General features: G+C 56.8%; 13 protein-coding genes. 12 read left to right on the top strand and 1 reads right to left on the bottom strand.

The features are described 5' to 3' along the window. The first annotated feature begins 18 nt into the window (after positions 1–18). The 4 genes from ftsY to rpoH all read left to right on the top strand — a co-directional run bounded on the left by ftsY (position 19) and on the right by rpoH (position 4,213). Positions 19–1,464: a signal recognition particle-docking protein FtsY gene (gene ftsY, locus WFK59_RS18695; protein WP_336756788.1), complete on the top strand. Its 1,446-nt coding sequence runs from the start codon at positions 19–21 to the stop codon at positions 1,462–1,464. 5 nt (positions 1,465–1,469) lie between these two features. Then, complete coding sequence (gene ftsE / locus WFK59_RS18690) at positions 1,470–2,138, top strand: cell division ATP-binding protein FtsE (RefSeq protein WP_031376707.1); 669 nt, start codon at positions 1,470–1,472, stop codon at positions 2,136–2,138. Next, on the top strand, positions 2,128–3,114 hold the full coding sequence (gene ftsX, locus WFK59_RS18685; RefSeq protein ID WP_233986846.1) for a permease-like cell division protein FtsX: 987 nt from the start codon (positions 2,128–2,130) through the stop codon (positions 3,112–3,114). Before ftsE ends, ftsX begins: the two co-directional genes overlap by 11 nt. A gap of 241 nt (positions 3,115–3,355) precedes the next feature. Then, the gene (gene rpoH / locus WFK59_RS18680; RefSeq protein WP_031376708.1) at positions 3,356–4,213 is read left to right on the top strand and encodes an RNA polymerase sigma factor RpoH; all 858 of its coding nucleotides are present in this window, start codon (positions 3,356–3,358) and stop codon (positions 4,211–4,213) included. A gap of 67 nt (positions 4,214–4,280) precedes the next feature. Here the strand turns inward: rpoH and panM are convergent, their stop codons facing one another. After that, on the bottom strand, positions 4,281–4,676 hold the full coding sequence (gene panM, locus WFK59_RS18675) for an aspartate 1-decarboxylase autocleavage activator PanM (RefSeq protein WP_233986856.1): 396 nt from the start codon (positions 4,674–4,676) through the stop codon (positions 4,281–4,283). A 398-nt stretch (positions 4,677–5,074) separates the two neighbouring features. Between panM and WFK59_RS18670 the strand changes: the two genes are divergently transcribed. The 8 genes from WFK59_RS18670 (at position 5,075) to ugpE (ending at position 13,723) form a co-directional block, all read left to right on the top strand. After that, a complete protein-coding gene (locus WFK59_RS18670) occupies positions 5,075–6,187 on the top strand; it encodes a branched-chain amino acid ABC transporter substrate-binding protein (protein ID WP_233986858.1) in 1,113 nt (370 codons plus the stop codon). Positions 6,188–6,320: 133 nt separating this feature from the next. Beyond that, entirely contained in the window at positions 6,321–7,247 is a 927-nt protein-coding gene (livH, locus tag WFK59_RS18665; RefSeq protein ID WP_009087789.1) for a high-affinity branched-chain amino acid ABC transporter permease LivH, read from the top strand. Continuing rightward, on the top strand, positions 7,244–8,524 hold the full coding sequence (locus WFK59_RS18660) for a high-affinity branched-chain amino acid ABC transporter permease LivM (protein ID WP_336756785.1): 1,281 nt from the start codon (positions 7,244–7,246) through the stop codon (positions 8,522–8,524). The genes livH and WFK59_RS18660 overlap by 4 nt, the downstream gene beginning before the upstream one ends. After that, positions 8,521–9,288 carry a high-affinity branched-chain amino acid ABC transporter ATP-binding protein LivG gene (livG, locus tag WFK59_RS18655; RefSeq protein WP_233986861.1) on the top strand — a complete coding sequence of 256 codons (768 nt, stop codon included), beginning with the start codon at positions 8,521–8,523 and terminating at the stop codon, positions 9,286–9,288. Before WFK59_RS18660 ends, livG begins: the two co-directional genes overlap by 4 nt. Before the next feature lies 1 nt (position 9,289). Further along, positions 9,290–10,003, top strand: coding sequence for a high-affinity branched-chain amino acid ABC transporter ATP-binding protein LivF (gene livF / locus WFK59_RS18650; protein WP_233986863.1), 714 nt, complete (start codon positions 9,290–9,292; stop codon positions 10,001–10,003). 616 nt (positions 10,004–10,619) lie between these two features. Beyond that, positions 10,620–11,936 (top strand): sn-glycerol-3-phosphate ABC transporter substrate-binding protein UgpB, encoded by a 1,317-nt coding sequence (gene ugpB, locus WFK59_RS18645; protein WP_336756782.1) that lies wholly within the window; start codon positions 10,620–10,622, stop codon positions 11,934–11,936. A gap of 57 nt (positions 11,937–11,993) precedes the next feature. After that, positions 11,994–12,881, top strand: a complete 888-nt coding sequence (gene ugpA, locus WFK59_RS18640) for a sn-glycerol-3-phosphate ABC transporter permease UgpA (protein WP_233986867.1) — start codon at positions 11,994–11,996, stop codon at positions 12,879–12,881. Then, positions 12,878–13,723, top strand: a complete 846-nt coding sequence (gene ugpE / locus WFK59_RS18635; RefSeq protein WP_031375616.1) for a sn-glycerol-3-phosphate ABC transporter permease UgpE — start codon at positions 12,878–12,880, stop codon at positions 13,721–13,723. Before ugpA ends, ugpE begins: the two co-directional genes overlap by 4 nt. Position 13,724 lies beyond the last annotated feature (1 nt).

Genomic DNA, 13,724 nt, shown 5'->3' with positions numbered 1-13,724 from the left:
GAGGAGTGTAGTCACACAATGGCAAAAGAGAAAAAACGTGGCTTTTTTTCCTGGCTGGGATTTGGCAAAGAAGAAGAGAAGCAACCCTCTGCAGAGGAGCAGGCGCAACCGGCGGCTGAGTCCACGCCGCAGCAGGCAGAACAGCCAGCCGCAACCTTAACGCAGGCTGAATCGCAAGCGGAAGAGACTGTCGCCATCACCGAAACGGTGGCCGGACAGCAACGTGATGCGGAGGTAACGGCTGCCGCGCCGCATGAAGCCGCACCGGAAGCCCTGGCGGAACCGGAGCCGATTCAGGCTGACCCGGAAGCCTTACTGGAAACGGAAAGCGATCCGCACGGCGTACCGGTCGTCGAGGTTGACGCCATCATCACCCCAGCGGCTGATGCCGCAGCAACCCAGGCTGACGCGCCGCTGAGCGATGAAGAGCTGGAAGCCCTGGCGCTGGCAGAAAGTGAAGAAGCCGATGCCGTGCCGGATACCGTCAGCGATCTGCCGTTAGCCGCTGCGCCAATCATTACGCAGGAGCAGGAACGCCCCAGCAAAGAGGGCTTCTTTGCCCGCCTGAAGCGCAGCCTGGTAAAAACCCGTCAGAACCTCGGTTCCGGTTTCGTCAGCCTGTTCCGTGGCAAAAAGATTGATGATGACCTGTTTGATGAGCTGGAAGAGCAGTTGCTGATTGCTGACGTCGGCGTCGATACCACCCGCCGGATCATCACCCATCTGACTCAGCAGGCGAACCGTAAGCAGCTGCGTGATGCGGAAGCGCTTTATGGTTTGCTGAAAGCCGAAATGGCGTCGATTCTGGCCAAAGTGGATGCGCCGCTGGACGTCTCCGGCAAAACCCCGTTTGTGATCCTGATGGTCGGCGTCAACGGTGTGGGTAAAACCACCACCATCGGTAAACTGGCGCGTCAGTATCAGGCCGAGGGCAAATCAGTGATGCTGGCTGCCGGTGACACCTTCCGTGCGGCCGCGGTCGAGCAGCTGCAGGTCTGGGGTCAGCGCAACAATATTCCGGTGATTGCTCAGCATACCGGTGCAGATTCTGCCTCGGTGATCTTCGATGCGATTCAGGCGGCGAAATCACGCGGTGTCGACGTGCTGATTGCCGATACCGCCGGTCGCCTGCAGAACAAATCGCACCTGATGGAAGAGCTGAAGAAAATTACCCGGGTGATGAAGAAGCTGGATGAAGATGCGCCGCATGAAGTGATGCTGACGCTTGACGCCAGTACCGGGCAGAATGCGGTCAGCCAGGCCAGACTGTTTGATGAAGCGGTGGGCTTAACCGGCATCGCGCTGACCAAGCTGGATGGCACCGCCAAGGGCGGAGTGATCTTCTCGGTCGCCGATCAGTTCGGTATTCCGATTCGCTATATCGGTGTCGGGGAAGGCATCGAAGATTTACGCCCGTTTAAGGCGGATGATTTTATTGAGGCACTGTTTGCCCGAGAGGACTAATTAGGATGATTCGCTTTGAAGAGGTCAGTAAGGCATATCTCGGCGGACGTCAGGCACTGCAGGGGGTGGATTTCCATCTGCGTCCCGGCGAAATGGCGTTCCTGACCGGCCACTCCGGTGCCGGTAAAAGTACGTTGCTGAAGCTGATTTGTGGCATTGAGCGTCCGAGTGCCGGACAAATCTGGTTTAGCGGCCACGATATTTCCCGATTGCGTAACAGCGAGGTGCCTTTTCTGCGCCGTCAGATCGGCATGATCTTTCAGGATCACCACCTGCTGATGGATCGTTCGGTCTACGACAACGTGGCGATCCCGCTGATTATCTCCGGCGCCAGCGGCGAAGATATCCGTCGTCGCGTTTCGGCAGCGCTGGACAAAGTCGGCCTGCTCGACAAAGCGAAAAGTTACCCGATTCAGCTATCAGGCGGTGAACAGCAGCGTGTGGGTATCGCCCGTGCGGTGGTGAATAAACCGGCGGTGCTGCTGGCGGATGAACCCACCGGTAACCTTGACGAAGCGCTGTCGGAAGACATTCTGCGACTGTTTGAAGAGTTCAACCGCGTGGGCGTCACCGTATTGATGGCGACGCACGACAACGGCTTAATTGCCCGTCGTAACTACCGCGTCATGACGCTGAATCAGGGACGCCTGCACGGAGGCCACGATGGTCAATAAACGCAATAAACGCCCGACGGCGCCGAAAGCGAAGCAGCAGCCGTCGAAAAGCAAAGCGCTGAAAGGCGGCTGGCAGGAGCAGTGGCGCTATGCCCTGCGCGGCACGCTGTCGGACATGTGGCGTCAGCCGCTGGCGACGCTGCTGACGGTTATGGTGATCGCCATTTCGCTGACCCTGCCAAGCGTCTGCTACATGGTGTGGAAGAACGTCAGCCAGGCGGCGACCCAGTGGTATCCGGCACCGCAGCTGACGGTCTATCTCGATAAAGCGCTGGATGACACCGCCGCCGAAAACGTGGTGGCGCAGCTCAAACAGGTGGAAGGCGTGGATAACGTCAATTACCTGACGCGGGAAGAGGCGCTCAATGAGTTCCGCAACTGGTCAGGGTTTGGCGGTGCGATGGATATGCTGGAGCAGAACCCGCTGCCTGCGGTGGCGATTATCACGCCGAAGCTCAATTTTCAGAATTCCGACACCATGCAAAGCCTGCGCGATCGGGTGACTAAAGTGCAGGGCGTGGATGAAGTACGCATGGACGACAGCTGGTTCGCGCGGCTGGCGGCGCTGACCGGGCTGGTAGGGCAGATCGCCTCGATGATCGGCGTACTGATGATTGTGGCGGTGTTCCTGGTGATCGGTAACAGCGTGCGGCTCAGCATCTTTGCCCGCCGCGATACCATCAACGTACAAAAGCTGATTGGCGCCACCGATGGCTTTATTCTGCGGCCGTTCCTCTATGGCGGAGCGTTGCTGGGCTTGAGCGGCGCGGTATTGTCGCTGCTGCTGTCGGAAGTGCTGGTGCTGCGGCTGCAATCGGTGGTGGCCCATGTGGCAACCGTGTTCGGCACCACTTTCTCGCTGGAAGGCTTCTCCTGGGATGAGGCGCTGCTGTTAGTGCTGATTGCCGCGATTATCGGCTGGATCGCCGCCTGGCTGGCGACGGTACAACATTTACGCCGATTTACGCCCCAGTAAACGCCTGCAACATTTTTTTGTTATAATAGTCCTCTGCTACCGGCGATGGGATGCAGAGGACGCACTCGCCTCTTCCCTTCCTGTCATCTGTGTGTAAAATATTCACTGCTATAATTGTTGTTGTGGATAACTTTGTTGTCCCGGTAGCACAGATTGCTTTCGGATTTCGCGCGACGTTGACATACTGTATCGTCTGCGCAAGGAAATGTGCGGCAATTCCACTGAATTTGTGAGGGTTTGAATGACCAAAGAAATGCAAACTTTAGCTATTGCTCCTCTGGGCAACCTGGAATCTTACGTTCGGGCTGCCAATACCTGGCCGATGCTGTCGGCAGAAGAGGAAAAAGCGTTGGCTGAACGGCTGCATTACCAGGGCGATCTGGATGCGGCAAAGACGCTGATCCTGTCTCACCTACGCTTTGTAGTTCATATCGCTCGTAATTACTCCGGCTACGGCTTGCCGCAGGCTGACCTGATTCAGGAAGGCAACATCGGTCTGATGAAAGCGGTGCGTCGCTTTAACCCTGAAGTGGGCGTGCGACTGGTCTCTTTCGCCGTACACTGGATCAAAGCCGAAATTCATGAGTACGTGCTGCGTAACTGGCGTATCGTGAAAGTCGCGACCACCAAAGCACAGCGTAAGCTGTTCTTTAACCTGCGTAAAACCAAGCAGCGTCTGGGCTGGTTCAATCAGGACGAAGTCGAGATGGTGGCGCGTGAACTGGGCGTGAGCAGTAAAGACGTGCGTGAAATGGAATCACGTATGGCGGCCCAGGATATGACCTTTGATATGTCGGCCGACGATGAGAGCGGTGAAGGCAAATCAATGGCACCGGTGCTCTATCTGCAGGATAAAACCTCTGACTTTGCCGACGGCATTGAAGAGGATAACTGGGATGCGCACGCTGCCGATAAGCTGAGCTATGCGATGGAAGGTCTGGATGAGCGTAGTCAGCACATCATCCGTGCCCGCTGGCTGGATGAAGACAACAAAACCACGCTGCAGGAGTTAGCCGATCAATATGGCGTCTCAGCGGAACGTGTCCGCCAGCTGGAAAAGAACGCCATGAAAAAACTGCGCATGGCGATCGAAGCGTAATACCGCAAGGTAACCTTCAGGGGCGACATGATCATGTCGCCCTTTTTGTTTTCTGCGCTCGCCTGCTTTACTCCACCGCCCGTATCCAGCCATCGGTCTGGGCTCTGAAACCACACGCCTGCATAAACGCCGCCCGCACCCGCTGATCGTCGCTGCCATCATCTGCAATCCACCAGTCCGCTAATGATCCGTTCTGCCTGATGGTCTCTTCCAGCAAATATTGACCCACTCCGCGTCGCCGGGTGACATCGCGTACGGCCAGCCGATGAACCTTGCCGTGAATACCTGAAATCTCCAGTTGCAATGCGCCCAGCAGGCGGTCGTTGAAACGCGCGGCATAAAGGCGATGACTTTCATTCAGCGTCTGTTCCAGTTTATCAATCTCCAGATCCGGCCAGACTTTACCCAGATCGATCCGGTCCTGCGGCGTCAGCGTGGTTAAACGCTGGATGGTGAGCTTCATGACAAACACCTGTACTTGTAAAAGGGGGAAGTGTAGCGAAAGTATACAACCAGAGCGCTGACACATTTTCATCAATAAAACAGGTCAAAAGATGGCCTGGCTGCCAGGATGATAGTTGTAAACAGGCCCTGGATGCGATCAATCCAGCATAACCCGCTGGCAAAGTGGTGAAAATCCGGCCGTTGCATCCAGTGTATTATGCTGTTGCACTCAGGCAATTCTGAATATGTCAGTTGATTTACAGAAGAAACTTCCTGTTTAATAACCTGAAAAATAAAGCCTTATTACTAATAAATGCCAGAAAAGTACGCTAACTCATTATTGCTTAATCAGTTTTTCGACTTTATCTGGCAGTTTGCACTCACAACAACCACGACATAACAGATGGGGTAGTCCGGATGAAAATGAAAGGTCGCGCATTACTGGCGGGATGTGTAGCACTGGCGATGAGCCATGCCGCACTGGCTGAAGATATTAAAGTGGCGATTGTCGGGGCGATGTCTGGCCCGGTTGCGCAGTATGGCGACATGCAGTTTGCCGGAGCGACCCAGGCGATTGAAGATATCAATGCCAAAGGCGGCGTTAACGGCAACAAACTGGTTGCGGTGAAATATGATGACGCCTGTGACCCGAAACAGGCGGTCGCGGTCGCCAACAAAGTGATCAACGACGGCATCCGCTACGTCATCGGCCATCTCTGCTCCTCATCGACCCAGCCTGCGTCTGACATCTACGAAGATGAAGGCGTGCTGATGATTACCCCCGCCGCCACCGCGCCGGATCTCACCGCCCGTGGCTACAAACTGATTATGCGCACCACCGGTCTCGACTCCGATCAGGGCCCGACCGCGGCCAAATATGCCATGACCGAGCTGAAGCCGCAGCGTATCGCTGTGGTACACGACAAGCAGCAGTATGGCGAAGGCCTGGCGCGTTCGGTGCAGGAGAGCCTGAAAAAGCAGGGCGCCAACATCGTGATGTTTGAAGGTATCACCGCCGGCGACAAAGATTTCTCTACCCTGGTGGCGCGCTTCAAGAAAGAGAACGTCGATTTCGTCTACTTCGGCGGTTACTACCCGGAGATGGGCCAGATTGTTCGCCAGGCGCGTGCTGCCGGTCTGAAAACCCAGTTCATGGGTCCGGAAGGCGTGGGCAACGCTTCACTGTCTAACATCGCGGGTGCCGCTTCTGAAGGGATGCTGGTGACCTTACCGAAACGCTACGATCAGGTTGAGACCAACAAGCCGATTGTGGATGCGCTGAAAGCGAAGAAACTTGATCCAACCGGTCCGTTCGTCTGGACCACCTATGCCGCGCTGCAATCGCTGGCGGCCGGGATGGAGCGCAGCAAGAGCGCCGAGCCGGAAGAGATTGTGAAGAACCTGAAAGAGGGCGCTGCGGTGCCAACCGTGATGGGCAACCTGAGCTGGGATCAGAAGGGCGATCTGAAAGGCTTTGAGTTCGGCGTCTTCAAATGGCATGCCGACGGTACCTCGACCGCTGTGAAGTAAGTCAGGCGGTTTACTGGCGGGTCAGGTGTCGGGTAACCGCTGCCTGCTCCCCTGCAACACTAACGCCTGGTCTGTGCTGCCAGGCGTTTTTTGTACTCCGTTCGGCGACGATCGGATAAGTAAGGGTTAAGGTATGTCCGAGCAGTTCCTCTATTTTATTCAGCAGATGTTCAACGGTGTTACCCTCGGCAGCACCTATGCGCTGATCGCCATCGGTTACACCATGGTTTACGGCATTATCGGCATGATCAACTTCGCTCACGGCGAGGTTTACATGATCGGTAGCTATGTCTCCTTTATCGTGATTGCCGCCCTGATGATGATGGGCATCGACACCACCTGGCTGATGATTGCGGCCGGCTTTGTGATGGCGGTAATTATCTCCAGCGCCTACGGCTGGAGCATCGAGCGCGTCGCCTACCGGCCGGTGCGCTCCTCCAAGCGCCTGATCGCGCTGATCTCCGCCATCGGCATGTCAATCTTCCTGCAAAACTACGTCAGCCTGACCCAGGGTTCGCGCGACCTGGCGCTGCCGAGCCTGATTACCGGGCAGTGGACGGTGGGCGAGAGCAACGGCTTTGCCGCCACCATCTCCACCATGCAAATCGTGATCTGGGTGGTGACGTTCCTGGCGATGCTGGCGCTGACTACCTTTATTCGCTATTCGCGTATGGGCCGCGCCTGCCGCGCCTGTGCTGAAGATCTGAAAATGGCCAGCCTGCTGGGGATTAACACCGATCGCGTCATCTCACTGACCTTTGTCATCGGTGCCGCGATGGCCGCAGTCGCGGGCGTGTTGCTGGGCCAGTTTTACGGATCGATTAACCCGTTTATCGGCTTTATGGCCGGCATGAAGGCATTCACCGCCGCGGTGCTGGGCGGGATTGGCAGTATTCCGGGCGCGATGATTGGTGGCCTGGTGCTGGGGATTGCGGAAGCGCTGACCTCCGCCTATCTGAGCACCGAGTATAAAGATGTCGTCTCCTTTGCCTTACTGATTGTGGTGCTGCTGGTGATGCCGACCGGGATTCTGGGCCGTCCGGAGGTGGAAAAAGTATGAAGTCTTCCTTTCTCAACGCCCTGATTTCGTCGCTGATGTTGCTGCTGCTCGCCAGCTTCTTTATGGGGCTGCGCCTTAATCTGGATGGCACAAATCTGGTGGTGCAAAACGCCGGCAGCGTGCGCTGGAACTGGATTGCTGTTGCCTGTGTGGTGGTGTTTCTGTTTCAGCTGCTGCGTCCGGTCTGGCAGAGCGGCCTGAAGAAAATCTCCGGTCCGGCGCTGGTGCTGCCGGGCATCGATGGCTCGACGCCAAAGCAGAAGCTGGTGATGGCGGTGATGATCGTGGCGGCGCTCGCCTGGCCGTTCCTGGTGTCGCGCGGCACGGTCGATATCGCCACCATGACGCTGATCTACGTGATGCTCGGTCTTGGACTGAATGTGGTGGTCGGCCTGTCGGGCCTGCTGGTTTTGGGCTACGGCGGTTTCTACGCCATCGGTGCCTATACCTTCGCCCTGCTGAACCACTATTACGGGCTCGGCTTCTGGCAGTGCCTGCCGCTCTCCGGCATGGTGGCCGCGCTGTTTGGCCTGCTGCTGGGCTTCCCGGTGTTGCGGTTACGCGGCGACTATCTGGCGATTGTGACGCTGGGCTTCGGTGAGATCGTGCGTATTCTGCTGCTCAACAATACCGCCCTGACCGGCGGCCCGAACGGCATCAGCCAGATCCCGAAACCGACCTTCTTTGGTCTGGAATTTGGCCGTACGCCGCGTGAAGGCGGCTGGGATACTTTCCACCACTTCTTTGGCCTGAAGTACGATCCCAGCGACCGGATTATCTTCCTGTATCTGGTGGCGTTGCTGCTGGTGGTGCTGACGCTGTTCGTGATCAACCGGCTGCTGCGGATGCCGCTGGGCCGTGCCTGGGAAGCGCTGCGCGAGGATGAGATCGCCTGTCGTTCACTGGGCCTCAGCCCGACCCGAATCAAACTGACGGCCTTTACCATCAGCGCCGCCTTCGCCGGCTTTGCCGGTAGCCTGTTCGCCGCGCGTCAGGGCTTTGTCAGCCCGGAATCCTTTACCTTTGTCGAATCAGCGTTTGTGCTGGCGATTGTGGTGCTGGGCGGCATGGGCTCGCAGTTTGCGGTGATTCTGGCTGCCATTCTGCTGGTGGTTTCGCGTGAACTGATGCGTGACCTCAACGAGTACAGCATGCTGGTGCTGGGAGGATTAATGGTGCTGATGATGATCTGGCGTCCGCAGGGACTGTTGCCGATGAAGCGTCCGCATCTGAAATTAAGACAGGGTAAACAGGGTAAACAGGGAGAACAGGCATGAGTCAGCCTTTATTAGCCGTTGAAGGCCTGATGATGCGCTTCGGCGGCCTGTTAGCCGTAAACAACGTTTCGATGGCGCTGCATCCTCAGGAGATCGTTTCGCTGATCGGGCCAAACGGTGCCGGGAAAACCACGGTATTCAACTGCCTGACCGGCTTCTACAAGCCAACCGGTGGCAGCATTAAACTGCGTGAGCAGCATCTGGAAGGATTGCCTGGCCAGAAGATTGCGCGGATGGGGATTGTGCGTACTTTCCAGCACGTACGTCTGTTCCGCGAAATGACGGTGATCGAAAACTTGCTGGTGGCGCAACATCAGCATCTGAAAAGCGGGTTGTTTGCTGGCCTGCTCAAGACGCCGGCGTTTCGTCGCAGTGAAGGCGAGGCGCTGGATCGTGCGGCCAACTGGCTGGAGCGGGTCGGTCTGCTGGATCTGGCTAACCGCCAGGCCGGAAACCTGGCCTATGGTCAGCAGCGCCGTCTGGAGATTGCGCGCTGCATGGTGACGCGCCCGGAAATTCTGATGCTGGATGAACCGGCGGCGGGTCTTAACCCCAAAGAGACGCACGAACTGGATGAGCTGATCGCCGAACTGCGCGGTGAGCACAAGGTGTCAGTGCTGTTGATTGAACACGATATGAAGCTGGTGATGGGCATTTCTGATCGCATTTACGTGGTTAATCAGGGAACGCCATTGGCTAACGGTACGCCGGAAGAGATTCGTAATAACCCGGACGTGATCCGTGCCTATTTAGGAGAGGCGTAAGATGGCAAATGCGATGTTAACCATTGAGAACGTGAGCGCCCATTACGGCAAAATTCAGGCGCTGCATAATGTCAGCCTCTACATCAATCAGGGCGAAATCGTCACGCTGATTGGGGCCAACGGCGCCGGGAAAACCACGCTGCTCGGCACGCTGTGTGGCGAACCGCGAGCTACCCACGGCAACATCACCTTTGACGGGAAAACCATTACCGACTGGCAGACGGCGCGCATCATGCGTGAAGCGATCGCCATCGTACCGGAAGGTCGTCGGGTGTTTGCGCGCATGACGGTGGAAGAGAATCTGGCGATGGGCGGCTTTTTTGCCAGCCGCCCGCAATATCTGGAACGGATCAAGCGCGTTTATCAGCTATTCCCGCGGCTGGAGGAGCGCAAAATCCAGCGGGCCGGCACCATGTCCGGCGGTGAGCAGCAGATGCTGGCGATTGGTCGGGCGCTGATGAGTCAGCCGCGCCTGCTGCTGCTGGATGAGCCGTCGCTGGGTCTGGCACCGATAATCATTCAGCAGATTTTCGACACCATCGAACAGTTACGCAGCGAAGGGATGACCATCTTCCTGGTGGAGCAGAACGCGAATCAGGCGCTGAAGCTGGCGGATCGGGGTTACGTGCTGGAGAACGGCCATGTGGTGCTGGAAGACACAGGCGCAGCACTTCTTTCCAACGAAGCCGTCCGCAGCGCGTACCTCGGAGCTTAATATTCAGAGGCCTGGCTTACTTGCCATTTCGACACCGGGCAGTGCTCGTAATCCTCACGTATATATATACGCTCCGGTTACTGCGCGCTGGCCGGTGCCGAACTGCCTGCGCCGCCGACGGCCTTGAGCATGGGTGGTGCCACTGACGGCCTTTGAGTTTGCCCTTAAAAAGCACGGACAAGTGCTGTCATTGCCAGTATCCGTTACAATTTATGTAAATAAACGCGACTTTGTAATGGTGTATAGCCGCTCAGATTGCTGAAAACCCAAATCAGGGTGAATTTGGCTGCAACGAACAAACTCAACGCACAGGGAACACGGGCAGAGGAGGAAAGCGTCCCGCGCCATGGACGGCGCGGGCCGAGCATGTCATGGATGACGGATTTTGCGTCTTTCCGATCTGACCGTGTTCTCTGTGCAGGGCTCAGTCTTACAGCGACCAGGCGAGACTTTGTCAACAAGCTCAGCTGCAGTTAGTCGCTCTGCCTTTTCCGCTATTCAGTCTGTCACCCGGCTGTCATCTTTCTGTTATTAATCCTTCATTTCCCCGTGTCATGTTACTTCGCGAAACAGAAATCCGTGATTTCACGCGTATTTACCTGCACAGGAAAATTCTATGTCCGTCGTTACCTATCGTCGTAGCCTGATCAGCGCGCTGCTTGGCCTGACGCTCAGCGGCCAGGCGCTGGCCGCCACTGAGATCCCGTTCTGGCACTCTATGGAAGGCGAGTTAGGCAAAGAAGTGGATTCGCTGGCACAACGGTTTAACCAGGCCCATCCCGATTACAAAATTGTTCCGACCTACAAAGGTAACTACGAGCAGAGCCTGGCGGCAGGTATCGCGGCAGTGCGCACCGGTAAAGCGCCCGCGGTGTTGCAGGTGTATGAAGTCGGCACCGCTACCATGATGGCCTCACAGGCGATTGTGCCGGTGCATCAGGTGTTTAAAGATGCCGGTATTCCGTTTGATGAAAAGCAGTTTGTACCGACGGTGGCGGGCTACTACAGCGACAGCAAAGGTCAGCTGATCTCTCAACCGTTCAACAGTTCGACGCCGGTGCTTTACTACAACAAAGACGCCTTCAAAAAAGCAGGACTTAACCCGGATCAGTCACCGAAAACCTGGCAGGAGCTGGCAAAAGATGCCGCGGCGCTGCGTAAAGCGGGCATGAGCTGTGGTTACGCCAGCGGCTGGCAGGGCTGGATTCAGATCGAAAACTTCAGCGCCTGGCATGCGCTGCCGGTGGCGACCAAAAACAACGGATTTGATGGTCGCGATGCGGTGCTGGAGTTCAATAAGCCGGTGCAGGTTCGTCACATCCAGATGCTGGAAGAGATGAATAAAAAGGGCGACTTCACCTACTTTGGTCGTAAAGATGAGTCCACCGCCAAGTTCTACAACGGCGATTGCGGTATCACCACCGCCTCATCCGGTTCGCTGGCGGATATCCGTCATTACGCCAAATTTAACTTCGGCGTGGGCATGATGCCGTATGACGACACCGTTCCTGAAGCACCACAAAACGCCATCATCGGCGGGGCCAGCCTGTGGGTGATGAAGGGCAAAGATGCAGCCACCTACAAAGGCGTCGCTGAGTTTATGCAGTTCCTCGCCCAGCCGGAAATCGCTGCGGAATGGCATCAGAAAACCGGCTATCTGCCGATTACCACCGCCGCCTATGAGCTGAGCAAACAGCAGGGCTTCTACGATAAAAATCCGGGAGCCGATATCGCCACCCGTCAGATGCTGAACAAGCCGCCGTTGCCGTTCACCAAAGGGATGCGTCTCGGCAATATGCCGCAGATTCGTACCGTGGTGGATGAAGAGCTGGAGAGCGTCTGGACCGGTAAACAGTCGCCGCAAAGCGCACTGGATAATGCGGTTAAACGCGGCAACGATCTGCTGCGTCGTTTCCAGCAGCAGGTGAAGTAACCCGCTCCACCGGGCCAGCCCAGGCTGGCCCTTTCTCTTTCTGAATCAGAGTGCGCCATGTCCTCATCTCGTCCGGTCTTTCGCACCAGCCTGTTGCCCTATCTTTTGGTGCTGCCGCAACTGTTGATCACCGCCATCTTCTTTCTCTGGCCTGCGGGTGAAGCCTTATGGTATTCGCTGCAAAGCCTCGATCCTTTTGGCATCTCCAGCACCTTCGTCGGGCTGGATAATTTTAAACGGCTGTTTGCCGATCCTTACTATCTGGATTCCTTCTGGACCACCATCAAATTCAGCGGTCTGGTCACGGTGTGCGGCATGGTGCTGTCGCTGCTGCTGGCGGCGCTGGTGGATTACGTGGTGCGGCTGCGCAAACTTTACCAGACGCTGCTGCTGTTGCCTTACGCCGTTGCGCCGGTCGTGGCGGCGGTGCTGTGGATGTTTCTGTTTAATCCCGGTCTGGGCCTGTTCAGCTACCTGCTGAACCACATCGGCTACAACTGGAACTATGCGCAAAACAGCGGTCAGGCGATGTTCCTGATTGTGCTGGCGTCAATCTGGCAGCAGATGAGCTACAACTTCCTGTTCTTCTTCGCCGCGCTGCAGTCGATTCCCAAATCGCTGGTGGAAGCCGCCGCGATTGACGGTGCCGGGCCGGTGCGTCGCTTCTTCAACCTTTCTCTGCCGCTGATTACGCCGGTCAGCTTCTTTCTGCTGGTGGTGAACCTGATTTACGCCTTCTTCGATACCTTCCCGGTGATCGACGCGGCGACCGGCGGCGGGCCGGTGCAGGCCACCACCACGCTGATCTACAAAATCTATCGCGAAGGCTTCACCGGTCTGGATCTCTCCTCATCCGCCGCCCAGTCGGTGGTGCTGATGGTGCTGGTGATCGGCCTGACGGTGATTCAGTTCCGCTTCGTTGAACGTAAGGTGCAATACCAATGATTGAGAACCGACGCGGGCTGGATATCTTCAGCCACATCGTGCTGATACTGGGCGTGCTGACTATCCTGTTCCCGCTCTATGTCGCCTTTGTGGCGGCCACGCTGGATAACGACGCGGTCTATCAGGTGCCGATGACGCTGGTGCCCGGCACCCACCTGTGGGAGAACGTCTCGCGCATCTGGACCCACGGCGTGAACGGTAACGGCCCGGCATTCGGCCTGATGCTGCTGAACAGCACGATCATGGCGCTTGGGATCACCGTCGGCAAAATCACCGTCTCGATGCTGTCAGCCTTTGCGCTGGTCTGGTTTCGCTTTCCGCTACGGACGCTGTTCTTCTGGCTGATTTTCATCACCCTGATGCTGCCGGTCGAAGTGCGTATTTTCCCGACGGTGCAGGTGATCGCCGATCTGAACCTGCTCGACAGTTACAGCGGCCTGACCCTGCCGCTGATGGCGTCAGCGACCGCCACCTTTTTGTTCCGCCAGTTTTTTATGTCGCTACCGGATGAGCTGGTGGAAGCGGCGCGCATCGATGGTGCCAGCGCGATGCGTTTCTTCCGCGATATCGTGCTGCCGCTGTCGAAAACCAACCTGGCGGCGCTGTTCGTGATCACCTTTATCTACGGCTGGAATCAGTATCTCTGGCCGCTGCTGATCATTAATGACGCCAGCCTCGGCACGGCGGTCGCGGGGATCAAAAGTATGATCTCCACCAGCGGTTCACCGACCCAGTGGAACGAAGTGATGGCGGCGATGTTATTAACCCTGATCCCACCGGTTGTGGTGGTGTTAGTCATGCAGCGTGCCTTTGTGCGCGGCCTGGTTGAGAGTGAGAAATAAG

Origin of the sequence: Pantoea sp. USHLN298 (assembly GCF_037149395.1) — a bacterium.
GTDB lineage: Bacteria > Pseudomonadota > Gammaproteobacteria > Enterobacterales > Enterobacteriaceae > Pantoea > Pantoea astica.
The sequence above is the reverse complement of the archived record's forward strand: the minus strand, read 5'-3'. Positions and strand labels throughout refer to the sequence as shown.

Bases quoted from the DNA above. Each gene is read 5' to 3' on its own strand.
- WFK59_RS18660 (WP_336756785.1), top strand. From the start codon at position 7,244: ATGAAGTCTTCCTTTCTCAACGCCCTGATTTCGTCGCTGATGTTGCTG.
- ugpB (WP_336756782.1), top strand. From the start codon at position 10,620: ATGTCCGTCGTTACCTATCGTCGTAGCCTGATCAGCGCGCTGCTTGGC.
- panM (WP_233986856.1), bottom strand. From the start codon at position 4,676: ATGAAGCTCACCATCCAGCGTTTAACCACGCTGACGCCGCAGGACCGG.
- ftsE (WP_031376707.1), top strand. From the start codon at position 1,470: ATGATTCGCTTTGAAGAGGTCAGTAAGGCATATCTCGGCGGACGTCAG.
- ugpE (WP_031375616.1), top strand. From the start codon at position 12,878: ATGATTGAGAACCGACGCGGGCTGGATATCTTCAGCCACATCGTGCTG.
- livH (WP_009087789.1), top strand. From the start codon at position 6,321: ATGTCCGAGCAGTTCCTCTATTTTATTCAGCAGATGTTCAACGGTGTT.
- ftsY (WP_336756788.1), top strand. From the start codon at position 19: ATGGCAAAAGAGAAAAAACGTGGCTTTTTTTCCTGGCTGGGATTTGGC.
- WFK59_RS18670 (WP_233986858.1), top strand. From the start codon at position 5,075: ATGAAAATGAAAGGTCGCGCATTACTGGCGGGATGTGTAGCACTGGCG.
- ugpA (WP_233986867.1), top strand. From the start codon at position 11,994: ATGTCCTCATCTCGTCCGGTCTTTCGCACCAGCCTGTTGCCCTATCTT.
- ftsX (WP_233986846.1), top strand. From the start codon at position 2,128: ATGGTCAATAAACGCAATAAACGCCCGACGGCGCCGAAAGCGAAGCAG.
- livF (WP_233986863.1), top strand. From the start codon at position 9,290: ATGGCAAATGCGATGTTAACCATTGAGAACGTGAGCGCCCATTACGGC.
- rpoH (WP_031376708.1), top strand. From the start codon at position 3,356: ATGACCAAAGAAATGCAAACTTTAGCTATTGCTCCTCTGGGCAACCTG.
- livG (WP_233986861.1), top strand. From the start codon at position 8,521: ATGAGTCAGCCTTTATTAGCCGTTGAAGGCCTGATGATGCGCTTCGGC.